Origin of the sequence: Micromonospora sp. NBRC 107095, from assembly GCF_030269705.1 — a bacterium.
In the GTDB taxonomy this organism is placed as follows: domain Bacteria; phylum Actinomycetota; class Actinomycetes; order Mycobacteriales; family Micromonosporaceae; genus Micromonospora; species Micromonospora parva.
In genome coordinates this window covers 12,339-36,390 of the sequence record NZ_BSTU01000011.1, presented here as the reverse complement: position 1 = coordinate 36,390, position 24,052 = coordinate 12,339, and the positions used below count along the sequence as shown (strand labels likewise).

The following is a 24,052-nucleotide window of genomic DNA, read 5'->3' as shown; positions in this document are numbered from 1 at the left end:
TCTGGGGGGACTCGTAACTGAGGACGGCGGAGCTTCACTGACTCCGACTGACTCAAGCACAGCTCAGAGGGGTTGACGGGCGACCGGCCAGGTACCCGAATCGGGTTCGAATCCCACACCCTCCGCCACCAACCGGCGTTGATCAGCTCGGCTGCCGGGGGCGTTGACTACGAGCCGCCCGGAGAGAAGTCGATGTCCGTGCCGGTGTCGACGCCGACCAGGATCTGACCCGTCTCCTTGATGCCATCGATGGTCAGATACAGCTCGGCTTCCTTCATGGTGTTCTCGTCCAGCGCGAAACGGCCCTTCTTGTCGACGGGCTGGTTCAATCCCGTCGCGATGGATTCGAACATCGCGCGTAGCAATGCGGTTCGTTCCGCCGGATCCGTTGGCCATTCACCCGTGAACCATCGCGGTGCCTCGGTAGGGGCATGAACGAGCGGAACGTGAATGGTCCAGAGCAGTTCGTGGGCAAGTAGATCTTCCTGGCCCGGCTCGGACCTGGCTATCAGACGACGGCTGAGCTTCCTGAGCCGTTTGTGTTGCCGTTTTCCCTGCCGCGTGAAGCGCACGGCCCGCGCCCTCGCCTTGTTGACACCGGCGTTGGTGTTCCAACTCATGACCCCCGTCGCAAAGAGTGCGAGCCCCAGGCACACCGAATTGGCGGAATGGAAGACGGCGATCGGTGCTATCCCGAGGGCGGTCGAGAAGGCATAGCTGCAGATGCTCACCCGGCGCATGAACCGGCGAGGGCTCAGCTTGCGGGCAAGCCCTCTGTGGCGTAGCAACTGGCAGGTGAGCGCTGTGACTGTCTGCGCCACCGGCACCTGGTGTTCGGTGCGCAGCACGGCCTCTGGCGAGACGGCATTGAGCAGCAGTCGCTCCTCAAGCTCCATGCCGGCGGTGGCCTTGTCGGTGCGGGTGAGTGCCACACCCTCTGCTGTTGATTCGAGTGTGAGGTGTCCCGCTCTCGCCAGTGCGAAGATTTCGGCAGCTGCCCACTGTGGTGCGTACTGCAGAGAGTTGACGAGCAGGATGCCGTCCGCGATGACAGTCACTCGGTTCCTCCGTGACTCGGCCTATTGGTCGATCGGCCACCCTGCCGCCTCATACTGCCGACTTTCCGCCGTTACTCAGAGATAGCAGGTTCCGCCGCCGAAGGTCGGCCAAGGTCGGGTAGGCGACATTGGTGCCGGCCGGGGATCGGTTATGGCGAAACGCCGACGACGCAATTTCGGTGAGGTGGTGGAAGTGTCATCCTGCCGCCGTGTTCGCACATTCCGATCACTGCGGCGGGTCGGTGGTCCGGCGCTGCTGGCGGATCGTCTCCTCGGCCAGTCGCTCGACCGCGCGTCGCCGTTCGTCGGCGATGGCCTGTTCGTCGCGGCGGCGGAGCGCGGTGATGACGGCTACCACGAAGTCCCGCCAGATGCCGGCCACGGTGTCCCCCTGCGGAACGTTGCCCGAACTCAAACGTAGCTCCGCGAAACCACAGTCGGTCAGCGCGTACTTCGGGTCGTCGGGAGGGCCGCAGCGGGGTATGAAGGGGCTGGTATCTCCGCACATCGGAAGGACGCGTCCCCATGACCCTGGAACGACCGATCGCCCCGGACCCGTACGAGTTGCTGCCGACGCTGCCCTCGTTCACGCTCACCAGCGACGACGTGCAGAACGGCGAGCCGATGGACGCCCGGCACGCGCATGGCAGCACCGGGGGCGACAACATCTCGCCGCAGCTGACCTGGTCGGATTTTCCCGCTGAGACGAAGAGCTTCGCGGTGACCTGCTACGACCCCGACGCGCCGACCGGTAGCGGTTTCTGGCACTGGGTGCTGGTGAACCTGCCGGTCAGCGTCACTCAGTTGCCCAGCGGGGCGGGCGGCGCGGCGGGCACCGACCTCGGCGGGGCGTTCTCGGTGCGTAACGACTACGGCGACCAGGGTTACGGCGGGGCGGCTCCGCCACCCGGCGACCGCCCGCACCGGTACGTCTTCGCGGTGCACGCCGTGGACGTCGAGCGCCTCGACCTCACCCCGGACGCCACCCCCGCCTACGTGGGCTTCAACCTCACGTTCCACACCCTGGCGAGAGCGGTGATCCGCCCGACGTACCAGATCAAGGAGTAGCACCTCCCAGCCGCCGCGATCTTGCACTTTCTGTCCCGACTTTCCCGACACAGGGAGCGTAGCGACGACCGAAAGCGCAAGATCGCGCGGCGGTGGGGGTCAGGAGGGCACTCGGGCCACGGCGAAGACGGACTGGCCGAACGGCGGGAGGACCAACTGCTCGGCGGCCTTGGTGGCGGGCAGGACGAGGGTGTCGTACACCTTGACCATCGGGCCCTCCTTCGGCATCAGCCGGAAGACCTTGGTGGCCATGAAGTAGCCGATCAGCCCGAGCGCGTTCGCGTAGTGGATCTTCTCGATGGTGAGACCGGCGTCGGTCATCGCCGCACCGAGCGTCTTCTTGGTGTAGCGGCGGACGTGCCCGGTGGCGATGTCGGCCGGGCCCATCGCGAACTGGAAGGCGGGCACGATGATGATCACGGCGCCGCCGGGTCGGACCAGGTCGCGCATGCTCCGCAGCGCGCCCACGTGGTCCTCGATGTGCTCCAGGACGTTGTACGAGACCGCGGCGCTGTAGTCGCCCCGGTCGTTGTGCGGCAGCAGCATCTGCCGGACGTCGATGTTCGGACGGTCGGCGAGGCGCTCCTTGAGCTGCACCAGCCGGTCCGGGTCGGCCTCGGTGGCGGTGAACCGGGGCAGCCGCTCTGACCATTCCAGCGCGTAGTCACCAAGGCCGCTGCCGATCTCGATCGGGTCGTCGCCGAGGTACGGCACGGCCAGCTCGATGAACCAGCGACGGTGGTTGACAGCGGTTGCCAGGCCTTCCAGCACCTCGGACTGCACGCGCTGATCCCCAGTGATTTCTGCCATGCGTCGATTCCTCACGATATGAACTCGACCCGTGCCTGGACCGACAGAGTGAAGCATCCGCTGGGACGGCAGAAGAATCGGGGCATCGGGGTGGCCGAATTGTGGTCGGGGGGTGGATTCGTGATCGGCGGTCGGCGAACCCGGCACATAGTACGGCAGTACCCCGAAACATGTCACGGCGGTGCCATACGCTGACTACCCTATGAATTGTCATGACTACTCCTGAACCGGACGTGCCCAGCGGCAGCGACGGCCCGGCCGCCGCGCCGTCGGCGGAGGGGGCCTCCGGTGCCGTTCGGCCTTCCCGCAGGGGGAGATGGGCGGATTTGGTCGCCGTGCTGAGCTTCGTGGCGCTCGGCTTCTGGGTCACCGGTCGACTCTGGCTGGACCCGGGCAGCGATGTGCGGGACAACCAGTCCGATCAGTCGCAGTTCGAATGGATGATGGCCCACGGTGCGCGAGTAGTCACGCACTTTGCGTATCCGTTCCATTCCAATCAGATGAACGTCTCCGACGGCGTGAATCTGATGGCCAATACGTCCGTATTATCCATTTCATTGCCAATGACGCCGATCACCCTGCTGTTCGGGCCGCGCGCGTCATTCCTGGTCTTTCTCACCGCCGGCATGATTGCCACCGCCACGGCCTGGTATTTCGTGCTCTCCCGGGTCATGATCGGCAGCCGGGGACCGGCCTGGCTGGGCGCCGGCTTCTGCGCGTTCGCGCCGGCGATGGTGTCGCACGCCAATGGGCACCCGAACATCGTGTCGCAGTTCGTCGTCCCGTTGATCATCTGGCGCACGCTGCGACTCGGCGACCCGGGCCGCTGGCTGCGCAACGGGGTCCTCCTCGCGCTCGTCATCGTCTGGCAGGCATTCCTCAACCTGGAGATCCTGCTGATGACCGCGATCGGGCTCGGCGTGGTGATCGGTGTGCTCGCCCTCGGCCGCGCGGACATCCGGTCACGGGCCCGGTCCTTCCTCGCCGGCCTGGCCGTCGCCGCCGGGGTCGCCGCTCTCCTGCTGGCGTACCCCCTGTACGTCCAGTTCTTCGGCCCGGACGCGTACTCCGGGCTGTCCCGCCTGATCCGCGGCTACTCCAGCGACCTGGCCTCGTTCGTCGCGTACTCCCGGGAGTCCCTCGCGGGGAACGCGCGCACCGCAGCGGGTCTGGCCAAGAACCCGACCGAGGAGAACAGCTTCTTCGGCTGGGCACTGGTGGTGCTGGTGATCGCCCTGGTCTGGTGGCTGCGCCGCTCGATAGTGGTGCTCGCGCTGGCCGCGCTCGGGTTGCTCTTCGCGGTGCTCTCACTGGGTCGGGAGGTCCGCTTCAACAACCGGGGTACGGGTGTGCCGGGCCCCTGGGCGGCGTTGGAGAACCTGCCCATCCTGCACTCGGTGGTGCCGACGCGCTGGGCGTTGGCGATCACCCCGATCATCGGGCTGCTGCTCGCCTACGGCGCCGAACGGGCCCGCGAGTTGGCGTACGCGCACCCGGTGGCCCGCGGACAGATTCGATTCGTCACCGCCACCATGCTCACGATGGCCCTGTTGCCGATCGTTCCCACCCCGCTGCCGGTGGCCCGCCTCGACCCGATCCCCACCTTCGTGACCAGTGGGGCGTGGCGTCCGTACGTGAGCGGGGGGCGCAGTGTGGTCACCCTGCCGTTGCCCGACACCACGTACGCGGAGCCGCTGCGCTGGTCCGCAGCCACCCGGCTGGACATGCCGCTGGCCCGGGGCTACTTCCTCGGCCCGGACACCCGCCCGAACGCCGACCCGCCGAAGGTCGCGCTGTTCGGTGCGGTTCCGCGTCCCACCAGCAACTTCTTCAACACCATCCGGCGCACCGGGGCGGTGCCGCCGATCACCCCGCAGAGTCGGGTCCGAGCGGTCGACGACCTGCGCTACTGGCGGGCGGGGGTGGTGATCCTCGGGCCACACGAGCACGAGGCCGCGCTGCGTCGGGGGATGACCGAGCTGACCGGGATCGAACCGGTCTTCACCGGCGGTGTGTGGGTGTGGGACGTCCGGTCGTTGACCGACTGAGCCGCGCCGGCCCCGCCCTGACCTAGCGGACGCAGCAGCCCTGGCAGACCTTGGGTCGGGGCAGGGTGAAGGCGAGGCAGCAGGTACGCCGTTGCACTGTCGGCTCACCGGTCGGCCCGGGCACCAGCTCGATCAGGTCGGTCAGGTCGAGCGCGCCGAGCAGGGTGTCGATGCTCTGCACCGTGGAGCCGGGCAGACCGTCGGCGGCCCGCAGGATGCCGTGCGCGATGCCGGAGGCGACCGAGCCGAGCAGCGTCCGGGTGCCCACCCGGACCTCGGACTGGATCGCCGTGATGAGCGGCGCCAGGTGGGCGTCGAGCAGTGAGGCGCGCAGCGCGGCCAGCAGCTCCGCCTCGTCGGCGACGACCCGCACCTCCGGCAGGCCGGCGAGCGCCAGCGGGTCGTTCGGCAGCACCGCCACCGTGGTGCCCCGCCGCAGACCCATGGTGAGCAGCTGTCGGTGGTCCTCGAAGTGGATCAGGAGGTCGGCCGGATCGAGCAGCGGCACCCGCCGCGCGGAGGCCCAGCCGAGCACGACCGGCAGCGCGGCCCAGTAGCTGTACGACTTCCAGGCCAGTGCCGCGCAGGCGTGCGGGGTGCCGCCCCAGCGGACGGCGGCGCCGTTCAGCAGCTCCGGCAGTCGGCTGCCGTCGATCAGGGTGGTGGCGGGGGACCAACCGAACTCGTCCTCGACCAGTAGCCCCCGGGCGAGGCCGGGGAGGTCGTCGGTGCCGAACATGGCCCGGAGCGCAGCGGTGACGGGGGCGAGCGGCGTGGTGGCGGCCTCCCGCCTCGGCATCACCGCTGTCACCTGAGTCGTCCCCTGTCTCTGTGACCGAGGAGTGCGCCCCGGCGGACGAACGAGTGCCGTCCTGAGCTAAGGCTAGCCTAACCAGACCTGCGGTCGTAAGGGAAGGCTCGCCTTGCTCCAATCCCGGAGGCGCAGGTCACTCCGCATCCGGCGGGTGTGACGCCTCGGCTACTACCCGGAGCCGGTTCGGAGAAACGCCACCGTGTGACCCGTGCCGTCGGTGATTTGTCAAGCGGTGTGTCGAAAAGATGCCACATGAGTGTGTGCTCGGGTACGGAACGTGAAACTTATATCCCCGGCCACGAGGAAGCTGATGACGACCTCACCCCTCGAACGGGCTGCCGACTCCTTCGCGGCCGAACTCGCCCGGCAACGGACCGGGCGCGGGCTGTCGAAGAAGCAACTGGCTGTTCTGATGGGGTTCGACCCGTCCTACGTGAGCCACGTCGAGGGGCGCCGGCACCGCCCCACCGAGGACTTCGCCCGCCGAGCCGAGGCCGTCCTGGAAGCCAGCGGCGCGATCTGGCAACGCTTCCGGGAGTACGACGACCTACGGCACGCCCGGGTGGGTCAGCCGCACCGCGGGCCGTACCCGCCGGGGCAGTGGCTGCCACCCGGCACCGGCCTGGTCGTGGAACGGGAACTGGCCACCCTCACCCACGCCGAGGACGGCTACCGCTGCGTCATCCGCCGGGAGCTGTACAACGCCGGCCTTGAGCCGGTCACCCGCTACCTGGTCCGGGTCGCCGTCGACCGCTACCCGAACGACCCCGGCCGCTCCAACCGGCACCACCGGGAACACCCCCTCACCTTCGCCGAGCTGCAGATACAGGCCCGCCGGGACGACGGCGGCGGGGACCCGGAGCCGATGCACTGGCGAGCCAAACACGACCGGGACGCGTTCAAGGAGATCTGGCTGCTCTTCGAGAACGGGGAGCGGCGATTCCCCCTCTATCCGGGTGACCGGGCCACCGTCGAGTACGCGTACCGCGTCGGGCCCGAGAAGTGGGGCCTCTGGTTCCAGCGAGCCGTCCGGCTGCCCACCCGGCAGCTGGCCGTACGCCTGGACCTGCCAGCGGCGCTCGACCCACAGGTCTGGGGCGTGGAGACCTCGCTCAGCGCGGAGGAAGGCCCGCTGCGGACGGCCCCGCAGCGTCACGACGAGGGCGACCGGGCGATCTACGACTGGCAGACCGACGACCCACCGTTGAACGCCCGATACCGGATGCAGTGGCGCTTCCGCGCCCGACCGGACACCGAACCGGACGTCGGGCCCGGCGCCACCCGGGTCCGACCCAGCGACCGGATGCGCGGCCTCGGCGTGCTGCAACGCGGGGCCGACCTGCTCCGCCAGCGTGCCCGCCCGTTCGATCTGCCCACTGAGGAACGGGGGGCTCGGGCCATCGTCGACCGGCTCACCGCGATCCTGGCCCGGCTGGACGAGCTGCACCCGTTCAGCAAGGGGGCGGGCGTCGCCGCCCCGCAGTTCGGCATCGACCGGGCGGCAGCGGTGGTGCGGCCCCCCGACCGGGCAGCGGAGCCGGTCGTGCTGCTCAACCCCCGGGTGGTCGACGCCGACCTGGAAACCGACGAGCAGTACGAGGGCTGCCTCTCCTTCTTCGACCACCGGGGTCTGGTGCCCCGGCCGCTGCGCCTGGACGTGGAGCACGCCCAGTGGGATGGCAGCCGGATCATCACCTCGTTCGAGTTCGGCATGGCCCGCCTTGTCGCACACGAGGTCGACCACCTGGAGGGCCGGCTCTACGTGGACCGGATGGCACCCGGCGTGCCGTTGGTGCCGGTGGAGGAGTACCGCGAGACCGCCCACCCGTGGAGTTACTGACCGACGAGGGGCCGGGGCGCGTGCCCCAGGGGGCAGGGGCACGCGCCCCGGTGTGGGGGGAGGAACGTCTAGAGGTCACCGAAGGTGTCGTAGCGGATGCGTGGCGGCGGCACGTCGTCCGCGGCGAGCACCCGCAGGGTGGACCGGACCATCCGGGCGGCACCCGAGACGTAGCAGTCGTGCGTGGTCCACGGGCCGTACCGGGCCACCACGTCCGGGATGTCGCCCTGCTCGCCGTCGAAGTCCGGGTCCTCACTGCACGCCGGGGTGACCGACAACCACGGGTGTACGGCCACCAACTCCTGCAACGCGGCCAGGCCGTACAGGTCGGCCGCCTGCCGGGCACCGTAGAAGACGTGCACCCACCGGGTCCGGTTGAAGGTGGCCAACTCCTCCACCAGCGCCTTGATCGGCGCCAACCCGACGCCGCCGGCCACGCAGAGGATGTCCCGTTCCGAGGCGCGGTCCAGAGTCATCGACCCCATCGGTGCCGCCAGGCGCAACAGGTCACCCGGCCGCACCCGCCGTACCAGCGCGCCGGACACCCAGCCGGCCCCCGGAGACCGCACGTGGAACTCCAGCACGTTGTCGTCGTTCGGGGCGTTCGCCACCGAGTAGTTGCGCCACACCCGGGGGTGGTAGCGGGGCACCTCCAGGCTCACGTACTGCCCCGCCTGCCAGCGCAGCGGATGCTGCAACGCCCGGCAGGTCAGCACGGCGGTGTCCGGGCCGTACCGCTCGTGGGTCAGCACCTCGGCGTGCCAGAACGGCGGGTCGTCGTCGGCGGCCGCGCCGGCCACCATCAGGGCGGCGATCGCCGCGTACGCCTCCCGCCACGCCTGGTCGTACTCCAGGTTCCAGCCGTCACCGGCGATGCTGCGCAGCGCGTCCAGCAGCGCGGTGCCCATCGTCGCGTAGTGCTGCTCGTCGACGTGGTACTTACGGTGGTCGCGCCCCAACGCCCGGAGGAACTCGTCAAAGCTCTCCGGGTCGTCGACGGTGTGGATCGCCGCGATGATCGCTTCGAGCAGGCGGTCACCCTGGCCGGTCATCTGCACCGGGAAGAGTTGCCGCAGGGCGGGGTCGAGCAGGAACAGCCGAGCGTAGAAGTGACCGCTCAACCGGACCCGGTCGTCCTCGACCAGGGCCCAGCTCTCCTTCAGCAACCGCGCGAGGTTGTCCACGGGCGCTCCTTCTCCAGACGGCAACGGATCGGGCGCCCATAGAATCTCCACGGAGAGTGTCGAGTGGTCGCACAGAATGTGCGATCGGCTCATGCTGGCCGGTCGGCCATGTCACGGCCGCCGCCCGTCGGGCAGAGTGGTGCGGTGACCGTTGAGCTGACCCGCCCGGTGTCCCGCCGACTGCTGGGCACCGAGACGCTGCTGGTCCTCGGCCTCTCCCTCGGCCAGTCCGCGATCTACGCGGTGGTGTCGATCATCGCGAAGTTGACCGCCGACGGTCCGCTCTCCAAGCAGACCGCCTCGCTGAACACCTCGGCGTCGGCCCGACCCTGGCTGGACCTCACGTACCAACTGCTCGGCATCGTGTTCGCGCTGCTGCCGGTGCTGCTCGCCGTACACCTGCTCAGCCGTGACCCCGGCGACCCGGCGCGGACCCTCGGCCTGGACGCCCGGCGGCCCGGCCAGGACGTGGCGCGCGGGGCCGGCCTGGCGGCGCTCATCGGCCTACCCGGGCTGGCGCTGTTCTGGGTGGCGGCCCACCTGGGCCTCAACGCGACGCTGGTGCCGGCCGCGCTGCCGGACGTGTGGTGGGCGGTCCCGGTGCTGATCCTCGCCGCCGTGCAGAACGCCGTGCTGGAAGAGGTGATCGTGGTCGGCTACCTGGTCACCCGGCTGCGCCAGCTCCAGTGGCGGCTGGGCGCGATCATCGCGGCCAGCGCTCTGCTCCGCGGCTCGTACCACCTCTACCAGGGCTTCGGCGCGTTCGTCGGCAACGCGATCATGGGTGTGGTGTTCAGCCTCTTCTACCTGCGCACCCGGCGGGTGATGCCGCTGGTCATCGCGCACACACTGCTCGACGTGTTCGCCTTCGTCGGCTACGCGCTGCTGCCCCGCGAATGGTTCGACTGGCTCTGACCGGTCAACCCCGACCGGGTCGATAGACAGCCACCGCCCGGGCCGCGAGCCGGTCGGCCGCCGCCGCGTCACCCAGCGCCGCCGCGAGCACCGCCGCGCCCGGCAGCAACCGGGCCACCAGCCGCAACGCCACCCAGCCACCGGCCTGCGCGGTGAGCGGCGCGGCCAACCGCCAGGCCGCCTCCGCTGCCCGAGGCCACGCCCCCTCGACCGGGTCTCCCGCCGACTCCGCAGCGGCCACTGCCGCCACCGCGCTCTCCCGGTCCGGGTGCACCTGGGTCAGCACCAGCAGGTCGACGGCCCGGTCGGGATGCGTCGGATCCTTGCCGTACGCCGCGGCCAGGTGCAGGACCAGCTCCGCATGCGTCCACAGCACCGCCGCCAACTCGGCCAGCGGCGCGAAGACACCGGCCAGCGCGGCGGTCGCCCCGCCCGCGCCCGCCGAACGGACGAACCGCCGGGTCGCCAACCGCCCCAGGCCGTCCGCCGACGCATCCGGGTACCGGGTGCGCAACCCCGCCGCCCACCCGGCCGCGCCGGGCCCCAGGGCCCGCACCGCGGCCAGCGCCAACAGCTCCGGCGCGAAGCCAGGGTGGTCGAGCACCCGCGCGGCGACCGCCCGCAGCTCCGATTCCGGGGTACGCCCCAGAGTCGGCTCAGCCTGCTGCGTGTCGGGTACCACCGGTGCCGGGACCTGCTCGGCGACGGGTTCGGGGGCGGGCTCTGCCGGTGTGGTGCTCTTGCGTGGGGCGGCCGCGCGCTTGGTGGCCTTTGCGGCTCTGGCCGGGGTCGCCGCTTTGCTGGGGTTCGTCGCTTCGCTCGGGTTCGTCGCTTCGCTCGGGCTCGCGGCTGTGGTGCTAGCCGCTTTGGTGGGCCCCGCGGACTTGGTGGGGTTCGCGGTTTTGGGGCTCGCGGCCTTGGCGGGGCTTGCGGCTTTGGGGCTCGCGGCACGTTTGCGCGGTGCCGGTGTGGTCGGGATCACCCCGGCGGGCGATTCGGCCGCGCTCAGGGCAGTTGCCTTGCGGGTGGGGGTGGTGCGGGCCTTCGGTGGGCCTGGTTCCTCACCGTTCGACACTTCTGCCTGCCCCGCTGTCGGGTCGGTCAGGTCGGCCGGTGCGCGTCCAGGCTGTCGGGGCAGTGGGCGGTCCGGATCCGGTGGTTGAAAGAGCACCGTCGGGGCGGCCTTGGCCCGTCGAGGACGCGGGCTCGCCGGCGTGGCTGCCGCCGCCTCGGTGGGCTCCGCCGCCCCGGTCGGCTCCTCGGCCACCGTCGGCGGCCTGAAGGTGGCCCGTGGGGAGCGCCGACGCGCTCCCTCAGCAGGCTCTCGACGGGTCGACTCGCTGGGCGACTGCTCCTGCATATCGATGGAGCGTAGTCCCGATCACGCCGTCGCACAGCGTGGAATCACCGAGGGCTGGTGGCCCTGGCGGGCGTACCCCGGAAGTCGTTTTGCTCCCGGTGGGTGGCGACCTGTATCCTCGGGCGCGGTGGTCTGAGGATCACCAGGGAGACTTCGCCTAGTCTGGTCTATGGCGCCGCACTGCTAATGCGGTTGGGGTCTTAAAGCCCCTCCCGGGTTCGAATCCCGGAGTCTCCGCGCGAAAGCCGGGTGTGTACACTGGCTGAGCACAAGCGCCCGTAGCTCAATGGATAGAGCATCTGACTACGGATCAGAAGGTTAGGGGTTCGAGTCCCTTCGGGCGCACAAGATCATAAGACGTCTGGCCTGCGGAAACGCGGTCAGGCGTTTTTTGTTGGCCGCTCCCGTCGGGTGTTGGCTGCCATGTTGGTCTCGTCGCTTTCCGTAATCACGCTTGGGTTGCAGGGTATTGGCCCCGCTCTCATGGTTGGGGCGCTGAACGGGCGTAGGTCCGCCTAGTTCCGGCCGCTCCCGCCCGCGCGGCACCGTGCGCCCCCCCGCACCGGTCACAGCGCCTCGCTGAACCTCGGCGTGACGCGCGCAGGCCGTCGGGGCGGCTCAGCAGACATGATCGACTCGTCTTTCATGAAGTCGTGGCATCCCTGCGACCAGGACGGGCCGACTTCTCGAAAACCGAGTCGATCATCCGCCACGGGCAGCGCGCTGGCTCCGCCGCCGCGATCCGGGTTGCCGGCGCGCTTGACGTGCGCGAGGGCAGCGACAAGAATTTACATGGATCGCTGTTAACGTTAACAAACCCGTCCCAGTGCTGCGACGGCATCGTCATGCCGATGTGGTGACGGTCGCGACGGCCTGACTCCTCGGTCAGCACTACCACTGCAGGGGAGAAATCTATGCGTACGAGGGCAAGATGGCTCGCGGCAACCGCCGCGCTCGGGGTCGTCCTCGCCGGGGTGCTGACCTCGGCCGGTCCGGCCAGCGCGGAATCCAACGGCGGGGTACGGGTGATGCCCCTCGGCGACTCCATCACCGAGGGCACCCAGGTGCCCGGCGGGTACCGCATCGGGCTCTGGCAGCGCCTCGTCAACGGTCGATACACGGTGGACTTCGTCGGGTCGCAGTTCAACGGGCCGGCCAGCCTGGGCGACCACGACCACCAGGGGCATCCCGGCTGGCGAATCGACCAGATCGACGCCAACATCGTCAACTGGCTGAACACCCAACGGCCGGCGACCGTCCTGCTGCACATCGGCACCAACGACATCCTGCAGAACTACAACGTGAGCACCGCGCCGAACCGGCTCTCCATGCTGATCGACAAGATCACCACCACCGTGCCCACCGCCGAGGTGTTCGTCGCGCAACTCATCCCGCTCTCCAACAGCAACCAGGAGAACGCCGTCCGCACCTTCAACGCGGCGATCCCCGGCATCGTGCAGAGCAAGGTCAACGCGGGTAAGCGGGTGCACCTCGTCGACATGCACAGCGCCCTCACCACCGCCGACCTGATCGACGGCATCCACCCCACGTCCGGCGGATACGACAAGATGGCCGCTCGCTGGTACAGCGCGTTGCAGTCGGTCCCCGGCAGCATCGGCAACCCGAGCAGCGGCGGCGGCCAGACCACCACCACCATCGTGGGCACGCTGTCCGGCCGGTGCGTCGACGTCCCCGGCTCCTCCACCACCAACGGCACCCAGGTGCAGTTGTGGGACTGCCACGGCCGCACCAACCAGCAGTGGACCCACACGTCCGGCAAAACCCTGACGGTGTACGGCAACAAGTGCCTCGACGCCGCCGGCTACGGCACCTCCCCGGGCACCCAGGTCACCATCTACGACTGCCACGGCGGCACGAACCAGCAGTGGAACGTGAACGCCAACGGCACCATCACCGGGGTGCAGTCCGGCCTCTGCCTGGACCCCTACAACATGGGCACCGGCAACGGCACGAAGCTCGTGCTCTGGACCTGCACAGGCCAGACCAACCAGCAGTGGAGCCGCCGATAGGTCGGGCGCTCGCGCCGGGTGGTCGGATCGCATCCCAGCGTTCGACGTCAACCGACGGCTGGACGACGGGATCAACCACTCCGTCCACCCGGCGCCGCCAACGCCGCGCGCCGTAGAGGCGACGAACCGACACCTGCGGCCGGGGCTCTGCCGCTACGGCGACCAACGAGCGGGTCTGTGAGGGTTGCCGGTGCGGTTGGTCGCCGGTGCCGGCGCGGCTGCTTTTGCCGGCATCCCAGGCGATGGGCAACCGTCGATGTTAACGCGCCCTTCAGCGCCGTCTCAAGGGCTCTGGTCGTGGTCTGGGCGGGATCTGGGGCGATGCCTGCGGGAAGTCGGCCGACGGTGTCCCGCTCCAAGATCCGCGGTTCGACGACGGTTGATGTTCCCAGCACGTTACGTCTTGACGAACGGCATGTTATCGCTCACAGTCGATGCCTAAGGACGACGACACCTTGGCTTTCCGGGCAAGCCCTGCCTCGTCGATCTCGAATCAGGCGTGCGCCAGGGCTCGCCGGCATCTTGTTAACGCTAACTTCTTGACGCCTGTTTGCTCGGCCACGCGTCGCGGTACGCCCACCCCCGGGCAGGCCGTTCGGCTCTTGGTCATTTGGAGGAGGATCATGTCTGCCCTCGATAGGTCTCCAACAATCGCACCGCCGTCGCGGCGGCAACGTTGGTGGTTGCCCCGTCTCCTCGCCGCCAGCGCGGCGGCGTTGATGGTCGGTGGCGCCGCCGTAGCGGTGGTGTCATCGCCCGCCGCGGCGGCGACGGTCGACACGAACGCGTGGTACGTGTTGATCAACCGCAACAGCGGCAAGGCCTTGGACGTGTACAACCTGGCCACGAATGACGGCGCGCGGATCACGCAGTGGACCCGCAACAACGGCAATCAGCAGCAGTGGCAGTTCGTCGACTCCGGTGGCGGCTACTACCGGGTGAAGTCGCGGCTGTCCAACAAGGTGCTGGACGTCTCGGGCTTCTCGACCGCCAACGGCGGCAGCATCGTGCAGTGGACCGACAACAACAGCACCAACCAGCAGTTCCGGTTGGCCGACTCCGACGGCGGCTACGTCCGGTTGATCAATCGGAACAGCAACAAGGTGATGGAGGTGCAGGGCGCCTCGACCGCCGACGGCGGAAACATCGTGCAGTACGACGACTGGAACGGCGCGAACCAGCAGTGGCAGTTCGTCCGCGTCGGCGGTGGGACCGACCCCACCACGCCGCCGCCCACCGGCACCTGTGACCTGCCGTCGACGTACCGGTGGTCGTCGACTGGTGCGTTGGCGCAGCCGAGGTCGGGTTGGGTGTCGTTGAAGGACTTCACCGTCGCTCCGTACAACGGTCAGCAGCTCGTGTACGCCACCACCCACGACTTCGGGAGCAGCTGGGGTTCGATGAACTTCGGGTTGTTCTCGAATTATTCGCAGATGGGTTCGGCGAGTCAGAACGCGATGAATTCGGCGACGGTGGCGCCGTCGTTGTTCTACTTCGCGCCGCGCAACATCTGGGTGTTGGCGTATCAGTGGGGTGGGCCGGCGTTCTCGTACCGGACGTCGTCGGATCCGACGAACCCGAATGGGTGGTCGTCGCCGCAGACGTTGTTCAGTGGGAGTATCACTGGTTCGGGTACGGGGCCGATCGATCAGGCGGTGATCGGTGACAGCCAGAACATGTATCTGTTCTTCGCCGGTGACAACGGGAAGATCTACCGGGCGAGTATGCCGATCGGGAACTTCCCGGGTAGTTTCGGGTCGAACTACACGACGATCATGAGTGACACGACGAACAACCTGTTCGAGGCGGTGCAGGTGTACAAGCTGCAGGGCCTGAACAAGTACCTCATGATCGTGGAGGCGATCGGGTCGCAGGGCCGCTACTTCCGGTCGTTCACCGCCACCAGCCTGGGTGGTTCGTGGACGCCGCAGGCCACCAGTGAGAGCAACCCGTTCGCGGGTAAGGCGAACAGTGGCGCGACCTGGACCAACGACATCAGCCACGGTGAGTTGTTGCGGACCAGCGCTGACCAGACGATGACCGTGAACGCCTGCAACCTGCAACTGCTGTACCAGGGTCGGTCCCCCAGCTCCAACGGCGTCGACTACGGTCTGTTGCCGTACCGGCCGGGTCTGCTGACGCTGCAGCGCTGACACGGTTGATCACGCTCGACTGACCGGGAACGGGCGGGCTCGGCAACACGCCGAGCCCGCCCGGCTCACGTTGGGTACGCGGTCATGCTTCAGCTCACTCGACAGGCGTCCCGATGACACAGGTCAGCACCCGGCCCTGACCGCGGGTGACGCTCGACGTGGTCGTCGCGAACCCCTGGGCCGCGAGCAGTAGCTCGGTGGCGGCGAGGTTCGCGGTGGCATGCGTGGCGCTGGGTCGTTCGCCGAAGACGTACAGCCGTCCCCCCGGCGCCAGCAGGCTTCGCATCCGAGCGATCGGTTGCGCCGCGTCGCCCAACCAGAAGAGGCTGACGTTCACCGCGAAGATCTTGGTGAAGTGTGCAGTCGGGAGGTCCGCGGACTCGAACCCGGCACACCGGATCTCGGCTCGTCCGGCGTCGATGTGGCCGAGGTTCCGCCGGGTCGCGAGCCGCACCATCGTCGCGGCGCGGTCGATGGCGACGATCCGGCCGGTGGTGAGTTGACCGGCGACCAGGGAGACCGCCGCTCCTCGACCACACCCGATCTCCAGCACCTGGTCGTCGGGCGCCACGGCCATGGTCTCCACCGCCCAGCGCTGTCGGTACCCGACCGTCACCCGAACCGATTCGCTCGCCACGGGCGTCGGCTCAGGACTGGACGGACCCCGATCGTGGGCCGGGAGAGCGGACCCCACCACGTCACTCGCCGGTGCCTTCTCTGCTCACAGCTCTGATTCCACTCTCTCGACGGATCCGGTGCACCGTGTCCTCGGTCACCGGATCCGACTGACAGGTACGACAGTGGTCAGTGCACGGGCACGGGCGCGACGTCCCCGAGGGCGTCCGGCGGGGCCGGGACGTGCTTCGGAGCGCCGGCGTTCACCATGGTCGCGGAGACGAGGGCCGCCGTGACCACAAATCCGACGGCGACCCAGTACGCGACCGAGTAGCCGTGCATCAGCGCCTCGTTCCGTACCTGGGTCTGGGCCGACGGGCCGCCGTGCGAGAGCAGATAGGTGGCGGCCGAGCTGGTCGCGATGGTGTTGAGCAGCGCGGTTCCGATCGATCCGCCGACCTGCTGCGACGAGCTGATCATCGCGGAGGCGACACCGGCGTCAGTGGACTCGACGCCGTGGGTGGAGATACTCATCGCGGGCATGAAGGCGGTGCCGATGCCGAGCCCGATCACGGCTTCGGCGAGCGCGATCTCCGGGAAGCCGCTGTCCGCGTCGAGCAGCGCGAGCAGTACCAGACCGACAGCGGTGACGAGGTATCCACCGACCATGATCGGTCGGGGGGCGATCCGGTGCGCGAGTCGGGCGCCGATCTGCGTGGCCCCGATGGCCTGCGGCACGGCCATCGGCATGAACGCCAACCCGGCCATCACCGGCGACCATCCCTTGACCTGCTGGAAGTAGTAACTGAGCAGGAGGAACATCCCGAACATGCTGACGATCGCCAGGCCGACCGAGAGATACGCGGCGGCCCGGTTGCGTTCGGTCAGGACGCGCAGGGGCAGCAACGGGGACGGGACCCGCGCCTGCACCACGACGAAGGCCGCCAACAGCAGCACCCCGGCGGTGAACGATCCGATGGTGACGCCTGCCGACCATCCGTGGCTCTCGGCGACACCGAACCCGTAGACCAGGCCGACGAGCCCGGAGCTGGCCAGCAGGACGCCGGGGAGGTCGAGTCGGGCGCGGTGCCGCTCGCCGTCGTCGTGAACGGTGCGGCTGGCGCCGAGGATTCCGATGACCGCGATCGGCACGAGGACGAACATCGCGAACCGCCAGTTCAGGTACTGGGTGAGCAGTCCTCCCACGATCAGGCCGACAGCACCGCCGGCGATTGACACCGCGCTGAACACGCCGAACGCCTTGGCGCGTTCCCTGGGCTGAGTGAAGGACAGGGAGAGCAACGAGAGCGCGGCGGGCGCGAGCAGAGCCGCGAACACACCCTGGAGCGCCCGTGCGAGCAGCAGCATCGCGGCGTTGGCGGCCAGGCCGCCGATCGCCGAGGCGACAGCGAAGCCGGCCAGCGCGACCAGGAACGTGCGCTTGCGTCCGACCATGTCACCGATGCGACCGCCGACCAGCAGCAGGCCGCCGAAGGCCAGGCCGTACGCGGTCACCACCCACTGCCTGCTGCCGTCGGTGAAGTGCAGCGCCTGTTGCGCCGAGGGGAGGGCGATGTTCATGACCGCGCCGTCGAGCACCACCATCAGTTGCGCGATGGAGATGAACAGCAGGGCCTTCCACCGTTGGGACTCCGGCGCGGCGTGACCTGTGGGCATGACTGTTCCTTAAGGGTGATTTGCTGGGATTTTGCGACCCACCCACGCTAATGAGGTTATGGAACGGCCACCACAGAATGTGCGGGCGATTACAGGACCAGCGTTGGCGGGTCTCGGCGTGACGGCGACGTTTTCCCACCAGAAGTCGGGATGGAGTGAGAAGCTCCGCTGCGGAGCAACCCAGTTGTGAGGCCTGTTACTTTGTCGAACGTTCCAGATAAGGCTAGCGTTCCGTCTCGCGAAGCCCCCGCTCCCTGCGGCGGCTCATCACTCGAATGGATGTGCGACGAGATGTCTGGACGGTTGGAATCGAAGGTGCTGGTCGTGACCGGTGGCACGCAGGGCATGGGCCTGGCGTTTGCCAGGCGGGCGGCCACGGAAGGTGCTCGGGTCGTCATCGGCGCCCGGGACAAGGACCGCGGCGAGGAGGTCGCCGCGCAGATCCGGACTGCGGGCGGTGCCGCCCTCTTCGTGCCCACCGACGTCACGGTGGAGGAAGAGATGGCGCGGCTCGTCGACGCCGCGGTGACGGAGTACGGGCGGCTGGACGGTGCGTTCAACAACGCCGGCGGTGGCCCGATGGCCAGCGTGCGCGAGACCGACAGTGACAACTGGCACCGGTCGCTCGCCCTCAACCTGACGAGCGTCTTCTACGGACTCAAGTACGAGCTTCCGGCGATCATCGCCTCCGGTGGCGGCGCGATCGTCAACAACGCCTCCGTCTCCGGCGTGAAGGGTGACCCGACGCAGGCCGCCTACAACGCGGCGAAGCACGGGGTCATCGGTCTGACGCGCTCGGCCGCCCTCGACGTGGCGCGCTCCAATGTGCGGGTCAATGCCCTGGTCACCGGCCTGATCGACACCCCGCTCTGGCAGAACGTGGTCAGCCAGGCCCCGGAGGCCGCGGAGCGCTACCTGTCGACGCAGCCGACCGGTCGCGCCGGCACCTCGGACGAGGTCGCCGCGCTCACCACGTTCCTGCTCAGTGACGAGGCCACCTTCATCAGCGGCGCGTCCATCGCCATCGACGGCGCCTTCACCGCCTGAGGCTTCGACGGCACCCGCCGCGCCGGAGGCTTCGACAGCGCCCGCCGCGCCTGAGGCTTCGACGGCACCCGCCGCTTCAGGCGCATCGCGGACACATCACTGACCGCACTGCCCGGGGTGGCGGCTCCAGCAGCCGCCACCCCGGACACTGCAACGCGTCAGGAGATCCGGTAGGCCCGCTGGATCGTCTGGGTGACAGTGTTGCCGGCGGTGTCGGTGGCGGCCAGTCGCAGCGAGACGAACCCGGCCCGTCGCGGATGACTGATCACAGCGACGTTCCGGAGCACCGGCAACGCGAGCCAGGTGCGGCCGTCGTCGAAGGACGCGGACACGCTGAGCGTGCGGTTGGGTGTGGCCTTCGAACCGGCCTGCCGGTCCAGCGTCACCGGGATCGCCATGACCCGGCCGGTCCGTGCCGTGTTGGTTTCGTCGAGCACGGGTGTCGGTCGAGCCGTCGTGAGGGGCAACCGCTCCGGTGACGTGGTGTGCGCCGAGGTGAAGGTCCAGGCCACCGAGACCGACGTCGACAGGGTGTCCGGGGCACCGCGCGTGACAGCCGCCTCCAGTCGGTAGGTGGCCCTGCCGGCGGGCACCGCGAACTCGGCCCACGGGCTGTCCGAGCTGCCGATCTCCTTGCCGTCGCGGAGCAGCCGGATCCGCACCGGCTGGTCGTCGCGGCTGGCGGGGCGACCTGACGCGTCGCCGAACAGAGGCAGCGACGCGATCGAGATGGTGTCGCCGTCGCGGCCCGCGTACCCCAGTGGCGAAAGGGTCGGCGCCTGGGCCACCGACGGCCCGAACGGTGCCGCGTTCCAGGTCTGGGTGTACGTCCGGCCGGCTGCGAAGGTCGAGTCCTGTGCCGTCAGGTTGTCCCCTTCGAGGAACGTGGACGTCCAGACGACACCCCCGTCGGTGTTGTAGTACTCGACGCCCTTGAACGGCAGGTCGACGGGGGTGTTCGACCCGATCGGACCGGAGCCTCCGGGCCCTGACGCGCGGTGGAACCGGGTGGCCGTCGTCGTGGTGGACTGGCTGCGGTAGGTCGCCCGGACGGTGGCCAGGTTCTTCGGCGACAGCTTTCTGGTGAGGCCGGTGAACATGTCGCCCTGCCGGACGTACGCCAGGTCGTAGGTGTAGGGGCTGTTCCGGAAGGTGCCGTCAGTGCCCGGTCGCGCGAGCCCGACGCCGAGCGTCGCGGTGAACTCGGGTGCGGTGACGGCGGGTCCGATCCGGCCGAAGAAGAGGTCCGCGAAGGACAGCCCGCTGAGTTGGACGCCGGGGTAGCGCAGGCCGTCGTCCCAGTTGGCGCTCACGTTGATCGACGTCGGCGCGGCGTCGTGCTGCGGCACCGTCAACGCGACAGGCTTGGCGCTACGGGCGTCGAGCGCCTCGGTGACCGAGCCGCGTACGTCCAGGACCGGCTGCGCGAGCAGGGTCGACACGGAACCCTCGTGGATGGTGCTGTACAACGCGTAACGACCCTTGGGCAGCCGCAGGACGCCGCCGCCCGGTGTCACGGCGAGGGTGCTGAACTCGCCGGTGGTCAGGTTCGCCGCCACTGTCGTGTACTCGGTGGCCGGCTTGCCGTCGCGTCCGGTGTGGTCGAGCCGTACGTCGTAGCTCTCGATCTCGCGGTTCAGCGCGAACGGCGTGCGTACCCGCAGGTCGCCGGCACCGGTAGCGGTCAGCGCCCCCTGGTAGACGCCGTCCGGGGCGTTCACCCGGGTGTCCACGGTGATGGTCGCCTCGGCGTGGCCACCGGCTGGCACCACCAGAGTGGCCGGGCTGACGGTGAGCATGCCGGCCGGGGCCGGCGCGATGGCCAGCGTCAGGGTGACCGGTGTGGTGCCGGTGTTGCGGTAGCCGACGACCTGCGTGACCGGGGTGTCGTCGGCGTGTGGCCAGCGCTGCACCGGGAAGTCGATGGCGGCGATGTCGGCAGCGACCGGCTGGGCGACAGCGCGGGCGATGTCCACCCGGCCGGCGCCCTGCTCGTAGAGGGTGTCCTCGCCGGTCGGCTTGGCCGAGTCCATCAGGGCGGCCTTGAGCTGCGGGCCGGTCCAGTCCGGGTGCTGCCCGGCGAGAATCGCTGCGGTGCCGGCCACGTGTGGGGTCGCCATCGACGTACCCGACATGGTGGCGTAGTCGCCGCCGGGGGCCGCGGCCACGATGTCGACGCCCGGTGCGCTGATCTCGGGCTTGATGTGGTTGTCGCCGATGCGGGGACCGCGGCTGGAGAAGTAGGCCCGCTGGTCGTCGGCGTCCACAGCGGCCACGGCGAGAGCGTCGTCGGCGGAGGCCGGCGAGGAGACCGACTTCGGCTTCCCCTCGTTGCCCGCCGCGACCACGAAGAGGGTGCCGTACTGGTGGCTCAACTCCTGGACCGCGGTTTCCAGCGGGTCGAGTCCGGGAGCGTCGTCGCCGCCCAAGCTCACGTTGACCACCCGGGTCTGCGGCGCGAGCCACTGCATGCCGGTGATGATGTCCGAGTCCTGGCATTCGGTGGTGGCGCAGACCTTGCCGACCAGCAGCTTCGCTCCCGGTGCCACGCCGCGGTACCTGCCGCCGGAGGCGACGCCACTGCCGACGATCGTCGACGCCACGTGGGTGCCGTGACCGACCGAGTCGCTGGGGTCGCCGCCGCCGGTGAAGTCCCGGACCTCAGTGAGGTGGCCGGCGAAGTCGGGGTGGTTGGCGTCGATCCCGGTGTCCAGGACGCCGACGGTGACGCCGGTGCCGTCGAAACCGGCCTGCCACGCCGCCGGGGCGCCGATCTGCGGCACGCTGCGATCGAGCGAGACCGTGCGCTTGCCGTCCAGCCAGATGTGGGTGATCCCTTCGCTGAGGGTGCGCGCGGATGACGTACCCCGGGTCAGCGACGCCCAGAGCGTCACCCGGTCGTCCCGGTCCGCCCGGACCGCGAGCGCGTGGGCGGCGGGCAGGTCGGCCCGCACGCGCCCGGCACCCCCGGTGGTCGCGGTCCGCGCCCGCGCCGCCATTTTCTCGGGGTACGTGACCAGCAGCGGCAACTCGGCTGCCCGGTCGTCGTAGCCGAATTCGGCGAGCGTGGTGAGGTCGAACAGGCGGCGGTCGAGTCGCCCGTCCCGCACCAGCGGCATCGCGTCCACCGGGATGACGTACTGGTGACCGTCCTCCCGGTTGCTGACGAACCGCATGGCGGCCCGGCCCGGACCGCGCTGGATCTGCGGGTGACCCGCCGCGTCCAGCGACACCCGGTCCCCGGTGATCAGGGTGAAGGTCCCGGCGGTGGCGGGAGTCGGGGGCGTCGGCTGCGCGTTCGCCGGTTGGGCGGTCAGCCCCGCGGTAACCAGCGCAGTCGCGAGTACGCCGGCTGTCAGGGCGCGTCGTTGCCGTCGTCGCACATCGTCCTCTCCGCCACGGGCGTCTCCCGGGTCGGCACGATGACGCCTGGCCGGGTCGTCAGGTTGATCACTGCGGTGTGATGCGGACCACAATCTCGCCCCGCGCCGACGCGACCGGTCCAGCCAGCCGAGTTCCATGCGGCGGTGACCAGGGGACGAAGCGTGGGAGGGCACCGGTCGGATGCGTGACGCCGAGGAGTTCGACGCCCTCTACGCGGCCTGCGCTGGTCGGGTCGTGGGTCACGTGTACGCGCTCACCGGCAACCGTGCCGAGGCGGAGGACGCCGTCGCCGAGGCGTTCATGCGGGCCTGGCAGCGGTGGCGGACGGTGCGGGAGACGGACAGCCCGGAGGCGTGGGTCCGACGGGTGGCCTCCCGGATCGCGGTGAGCAGCTGGCGCAAGGCGTTCAACCGGGTACGCGCACACCGTCGGGCGGCTGTCGACCAGAGTGTGCCCGGCCTGAACGAGGACCACGTCGCGCTGTTGCAGGCGCTGCAACGGCTGAGCCCCAACGAGCGGCGCGCCGTCGTGCTGCACCACCTCAACGATCTCAGCGTCGCGCAGGTGGCAGCCGAGATGCGGGCCCCCGTCGGGACCGTGAAGACGTACCTCGCCCGTGGCCGGCGAGCGATGGCCGGGCTGCTGACCGATGCGCACCAGGAGGAGACCTCCCATGGCTGATCCGCGCGACGATCTCACCGCGATCGTGGACGAGGTCCGGCGAGTCGCCACGCTGCCGGGGGCGCAGGCGTTGCGGCAGCGCAGCGACCGGCGTCGGCGGCGTCGGGCGGCAGTGGGCGCGGCGGGGCTGGCCGTGGTGGCCGTCGCCGCCGGCACCGCCCTGTCGCAGATCCGGAACGACGTCGAGACGCCGGGTGCCGGCCCGGCCGGCCAGGTCGCGCCGCCCGTGGTGCCGTCCGCGACCGCCTCGGCGGGACCGCAGGAGATCCTCGGCGGCCGGCGGCAGGTCCAGATCACGCTGCCCGGCATGCGCGGCGCGACGTTGGCGATCGACAGCGACGGCGACCAGGTGCGGGCCACCACCGACCAGGGCATCGACGATCGGGCGCTGTGGGTGCTGCGCCCCGAGGGCGACAGGTATCGGATCCTCCTGGCGTCCGGTGCCACCGAGGTCTGCATGACCGTCGTGCACGACGCCGCGCCGGGCAGCGTACGTGGCCGGGCGTGTGATGCCGCCGCGTCGACGCAGCTCTTCCGGATCGATCAGGTTCCTGACGGCAGCTACTCGATCTTCCAGGGCAGGCGCTACGTCCAGGTGGTCGACGGCACCAACGCCCTGGTCCCCGACCTGCCCGAGGGCCTGACCACCACCTACGAGTTCGAGGACCGTGGGCCGACTCCGCGCTGATCGTCGAAACCTTCCCGTCAGAGCCAGACCACGATCCCGGTCAGGTCGTTGAGGACGGCGGCCACGCCCGCCCGGATGGCCGCCGCGCACCGTTCTGCGGTGAACGAGTTCGGGTCGTACGTCGAGGACATGCCGAGCCCCTCACCACGGAACGACGCGCCGTCCCAGTCGACGGCGGTGACGTTGTGGGTGGGCTCGGCCAGCTCCGCGCCGACCACCAGGAACCTCTCGTCGAGGTGGTTCGGGGTGACCAGTGCGAGCCCGTCGATGAGGTCGTTTCCCGCGCTGACGATGAGGTCCGGACCCATCTCCATCGCCTTGGCGATGCTGGGAACGGTCTCGTGCGCGTTACCGACGACGATCGTCCTGAGATCGACGTGCTCGTCGTCGGCCCACTCCTTGACCGCTGTCACCAGGGCCTTGGTCGGGTTGTCAGTACCGCTGGTCAGCAGGACGACCCGGTAGTCCTTCGGCGGGTGGACACCGGCCCACGAACCGGGCTGCGGGGTGATGGTCGCCTCCGGCGCGGGCTTCGTGGTGGGGTCGACGAACCCGGGGCCGAGGGTGCCGATGGCGCTGGGCGTCGGTCGTGGCTCGGACCAGTCGTCGCTGGAGTTGCAGGCGGTGAGCAGCGCGGCGGTCGCGGCCAGCATGGCGACGGCCCGAAGCGGGGGGCGCAA

General features: G+C 69.5%; 20 protein-coding genes and 2 tRNA genes. 12 read left to right on the top strand and 10 right to left on the bottom strand.

Features of this window, described 5'->3' with window-relative positions:
* Positions 1-167: 167 nt before the first annotated feature.
* Positions 168-1,058, bottom strand: a complete 891-nt coding sequence (locus QSK15_RS32390) for a hypothetical protein (protein WP_285797845.1) — start codon at positions 1,056-1,058, stop codon at positions 168-170.
* A gap of 226 nt (positions 1,059-1,284) precedes the next feature.
* Positions 1,285-1,473, bottom strand: a complete 189-nt coding sequence (locus QSK15_RS32385; RefSeq protein WP_285797844.1) for a hypothetical protein — start codon at positions 1,471-1,473, stop codon at positions 1,285-1,287.
* A gap of 110 nt (positions 1,474-1,583) precedes the next feature.
* On the opposite strand from QSK15_RS32385, the gene QSK15_RS32380 reads away from it, so the two are divergent.
* Entirely contained in the window at positions 1,584-2,126 is a 543-nt protein-coding gene (locus tag QSK15_RS32380; protein WP_285797843.1) for a YbhB/YbcL family Raf kinase inhibitor-like protein, read from the top strand.
* Between the two features lie 99 nt (positions 2,127-2,225).
* On the opposite strand, the gene QSK15_RS32375 is transcribed toward QSK15_RS32380, so the two are convergent.
* A complete protein-coding gene (locus tag QSK15_RS32375) occupies positions 2,226-2,936 on the bottom strand; it encodes a class I SAM-dependent methyltransferase (RefSeq protein ID WP_285797842.1) in 711 nt (236 codons plus the stop codon).
* Between the two features lie 212 nt (positions 2,937-3,148).
* Here QSK15_RS32375 and QSK15_RS32370 point away from each other — a divergent pair, with 212 nt between their 5' ends.
* Positions 3,149-4,984 carry a DUF6311 domain-containing protein gene (locus tag QSK15_RS32370; RefSeq protein WP_285797841.1) on the top strand — a complete coding sequence of 612 codons (1,836 nt, stop codon included), beginning with the start codon at positions 3,149-3,151 and terminating at the stop codon, positions 4,982-4,984.
* A gap of 22 nt (positions 4,985-5,006) precedes the next feature.
* Here the strand turns inward: QSK15_RS32370 and QSK15_RS32365 are convergent, their stop codons facing one another.
* On the bottom strand, positions 5,007-5,783 hold the full coding sequence (locus tag QSK15_RS32365) for an IucA/IucC family C-terminal-domain containing protein (protein ID WP_285797840.1): 777 nt from the start codon (positions 5,781-5,783) through the stop codon (positions 5,007-5,009).
* Between the two features lie 325 nt (positions 5,784-6,108).
* Here QSK15_RS32365 and QSK15_RS32360 point away from each other — a divergent pair, with 325 nt between their 5' ends.
* Positions 6,109-7,638: a peptide deformylase gene (locus QSK15_RS32360; protein WP_285797839.1), complete on the top strand. Its 1,530-nt coding sequence runs from the start codon at positions 6,109-6,111 to the stop codon at positions 7,636-7,638.
* A gap of 68 nt (positions 7,639-7,706) precedes the next feature.
* Here QSK15_RS32360 and QSK15_RS32355 read toward each other — a convergent pair whose 3' ends face one another.
* Positions 7,707-8,822, bottom strand: coding sequence for a globin domain-containing protein (locus QSK15_RS32355; RefSeq protein ID WP_285797838.1), 1,116 nt, complete (start codon positions 8,820-8,822; stop codon positions 7,707-7,709).
* Positions 8,823-8,966: 144 nt separating this feature from the next.
* Here QSK15_RS32355 and QSK15_RS32350 point away from each other — a divergent pair, with 144 nt between their 5' ends.
* A complete protein-coding gene (locus QSK15_RS32350; RefSeq protein ID WP_285797837.1) occupies positions 8,967-9,737 on the top strand; it encodes a CPBP family intramembrane glutamic endopeptidase in 771 nt (256 codons plus the stop codon).
* A 4-nt stretch (positions 9,738-9,741) separates the two neighbouring features.
* Here the strand turns inward: QSK15_RS32350 and QSK15_RS32345 are convergent, their stop codons facing one another.
* The gene (locus tag QSK15_RS32345) at positions 9,742-10,419 is read right to left on the bottom strand and encodes a hypothetical protein (protein ID WP_285797836.1); all 678 of its coding nucleotides are present in this window, start codon (positions 10,417-10,419) and stop codon (positions 9,742-9,744) included.
* Positions 10,420-11,243: 824 nt separating this feature from the next.
* Here QSK15_RS32345 and QSK15_RS32340 point away from each other — a divergent pair.
* The 5 genes from QSK15_RS32340 (at position 11,244) to QSK15_RS32320 (ending at position 15,280) form a co-directional block, all read left to right on the top strand.
* Positions 11,244-11,334 (top strand) — tRNA-Ser (locus QSK15_RS32340).
* 35 nt (positions 11,335-11,369) lie between these two features.
* Positions 11,370-11,442, top strand: a tRNA-Arg gene (locus tag QSK15_RS32335).
* Positions 11,443-11,750: 308 nt separating this feature from the next.
* Positions 11,751-11,957 carry a hypothetical protein gene (locus QSK15_RS32330; RefSeq protein ID WP_285797835.1) on the top strand — a complete coding sequence of 69 codons (207 nt, stop codon included), beginning with the start codon at positions 11,751-11,753 and terminating at the stop codon, positions 11,955-11,957.
* A gap of 54 nt (positions 11,958-12,011) precedes the next feature.
* Positions 12,012-13,127, top strand: a complete 1,116-nt coding sequence (locus QSK15_RS32325) for a ricin-type beta-trefoil lectin domain protein (RefSeq protein WP_285797834.1) — start codon at positions 12,012-12,014, stop codon at positions 13,125-13,127.
* Positions 13,128-13,750: 623 nt separating this feature from the next.
* Positions 13,751-15,280, top strand: a complete 1,530-nt coding sequence (locus QSK15_RS32320) for a non-reducing end alpha-L-arabinofuranosidase family hydrolase (protein ID WP_285797833.1) — start codon at positions 13,751-13,753, stop codon at positions 15,278-15,280.
* 94 nt (positions 15,281-15,374) lie between these two features.
* Here QSK15_RS32320 and QSK15_RS32315 read toward each other — a convergent pair whose 3' ends face one another.
* Positions 15,375-15,917 (bottom strand): class I SAM-dependent methyltransferase, encoded by a 543-nt coding sequence (locus QSK15_RS32315; RefSeq protein ID WP_285797832.1) that lies wholly within the window; start codon positions 15,915-15,917, stop codon positions 15,375-15,377.
* 167 nt (positions 15,918-16,084) lie between these two features.
* On the bottom strand, positions 16,085-17,572 hold the full coding sequence (locus QSK15_RS32310) for an MFS transporter (protein ID WP_285797831.1): 1,488 nt from the start codon (positions 17,570-17,572) through the stop codon (positions 16,085-16,087).
* Positions 17,573-17,851: 279 nt separating this feature from the next.
* Here QSK15_RS32310 and QSK15_RS32305 point away from each other — a divergent pair, with 279 nt between their 5' ends.
* Positions 17,852-18,619 (top strand): SDR family NAD(P)-dependent oxidoreductase, encoded by a 768-nt coding sequence (locus tag QSK15_RS32305; protein WP_352232248.1) that lies wholly within the window; start codon positions 17,852-17,854, stop codon positions 18,617-18,619.
* A 158-nt stretch (positions 18,620-18,777) separates the two neighbouring features.
* Here the strand turns inward: QSK15_RS32305 and QSK15_RS32300 are convergent, their stop codons facing one another.
* Positions 18,778-22,002, bottom strand: a complete 3,225-nt coding sequence (locus QSK15_RS32300; protein WP_285797829.1) for a S8 family peptidase — start codon at positions 22,000-22,002, stop codon at positions 18,778-18,780.
* Between the two features lie 181 nt (positions 22,003-22,183).
* On the opposite strand from QSK15_RS32300, the gene QSK15_RS32295 reads away from it, so the two are divergent.
* Both QSK15_RS32295 and QSK15_RS32290 read left to right on the top strand, forming a co-directional pair.
* Positions 22,184-22,684, top strand: coding sequence for a sigma-70 family RNA polymerase sigma factor (locus QSK15_RS32295; RefSeq protein ID WP_285797828.1), 501 nt, complete (start codon positions 22,184-22,186; stop codon positions 22,682-22,684).
* Positions 22,677-23,372, top strand: a complete 696-nt coding sequence (locus QSK15_RS32290; protein ID WP_285797827.1) for an RICIN domain-containing protein — start codon at positions 22,677-22,679, stop codon at positions 23,370-23,372. The genes QSK15_RS32295 and QSK15_RS32290 overlap by 8 nt, the downstream gene beginning before the upstream one ends.
* Positions 23,373-23,389: 17 nt before the next feature.
* Here QSK15_RS32290 and QSK15_RS32285 read toward each other — a convergent pair whose 3' ends face one another.
* The gene (locus tag QSK15_RS32285) at positions 23,390-24,052 is read right to left on the bottom strand and encodes a type 1 periplasmic-binding domain-containing protein (RefSeq protein ID WP_285797826.1); all 663 of its coding nucleotides are present in this window, start codon (positions 24,050-24,052) and stop codon (positions 23,390-23,392) included.

Bases quoted from the DNA above. Each gene is read 5' to 3' on its own strand.
- QSK15_RS32380 (WP_285797843.1), top strand. From the start codon at position 1,584: ATGACCCTGGAACGACCGATCGCCCCGGACCCGTACGAGTTGCTGCCG.
- QSK15_RS32375 (WP_285797842.1), bottom strand. From the start codon at position 2,936: ATGGCAGAAATCACTGGGGATCAGCGCGTGCAGTCCGAGGTGCTGGAA.
- QSK15_RS32370 (WP_285797841.1), top strand. From the start codon at position 3,149: ATGACTACTCCTGAACCGGACGTGCCCAGCGGCAGCGACGGCCCGGCC.
- QSK15_RS32365 (WP_285797840.1), bottom strand. From the start codon at position 5,783: ATGCCGAGGCGGGAGGCCGCCACCACGCCGCTCGCCCCCGTCACCGCT.
- QSK15_RS32360 (WP_285797839.1), top strand. From the start codon at position 6,109: ATGACGACCTCACCCCTCGAACGGGCTGCCGACTCCTTCGCGGCCGAA.
- QSK15_RS32325 (WP_285797834.1), top strand. From the start codon at position 12,012: ATGCGTACGAGGGCAAGATGGCTCGCGGCAACCGCCGCGCTCGGGGTC.
- QSK15_RS32320 (WP_285797833.1), top strand. From the start codon at position 13,751: ATGTCTGCCCTCGATAGGTCTCCAACAATCGCACCGCCGTCGCGGCGG.
- QSK15_RS32310 (WP_285797831.1), bottom strand. From the start codon at position 17,572: ATGCCCACAGGTCACGCCGCGCCGGAGTCCCAACGGTGGAAGGCCCTG.
- QSK15_RS32305 (WP_352232248.1), top strand. From the start codon at position 17,852: ATGTGCGACGAGATGTCTGGACGGTTGGAATCGAAGGTGCTGGTCGTG.
- QSK15_RS32295 (WP_285797828.1), top strand. From the start codon at position 22,184: ATGCGTGACGCCGAGGAGTTCGACGCCCTCTACGCGGCCTGCGCTGGT.
- QSK15_RS32290 (WP_285797827.1), top strand. From the start codon at position 22,677: ATGGCTGATCCGCGCGACGATCTCACCGCGATCGTGGACGAGGTCCGG.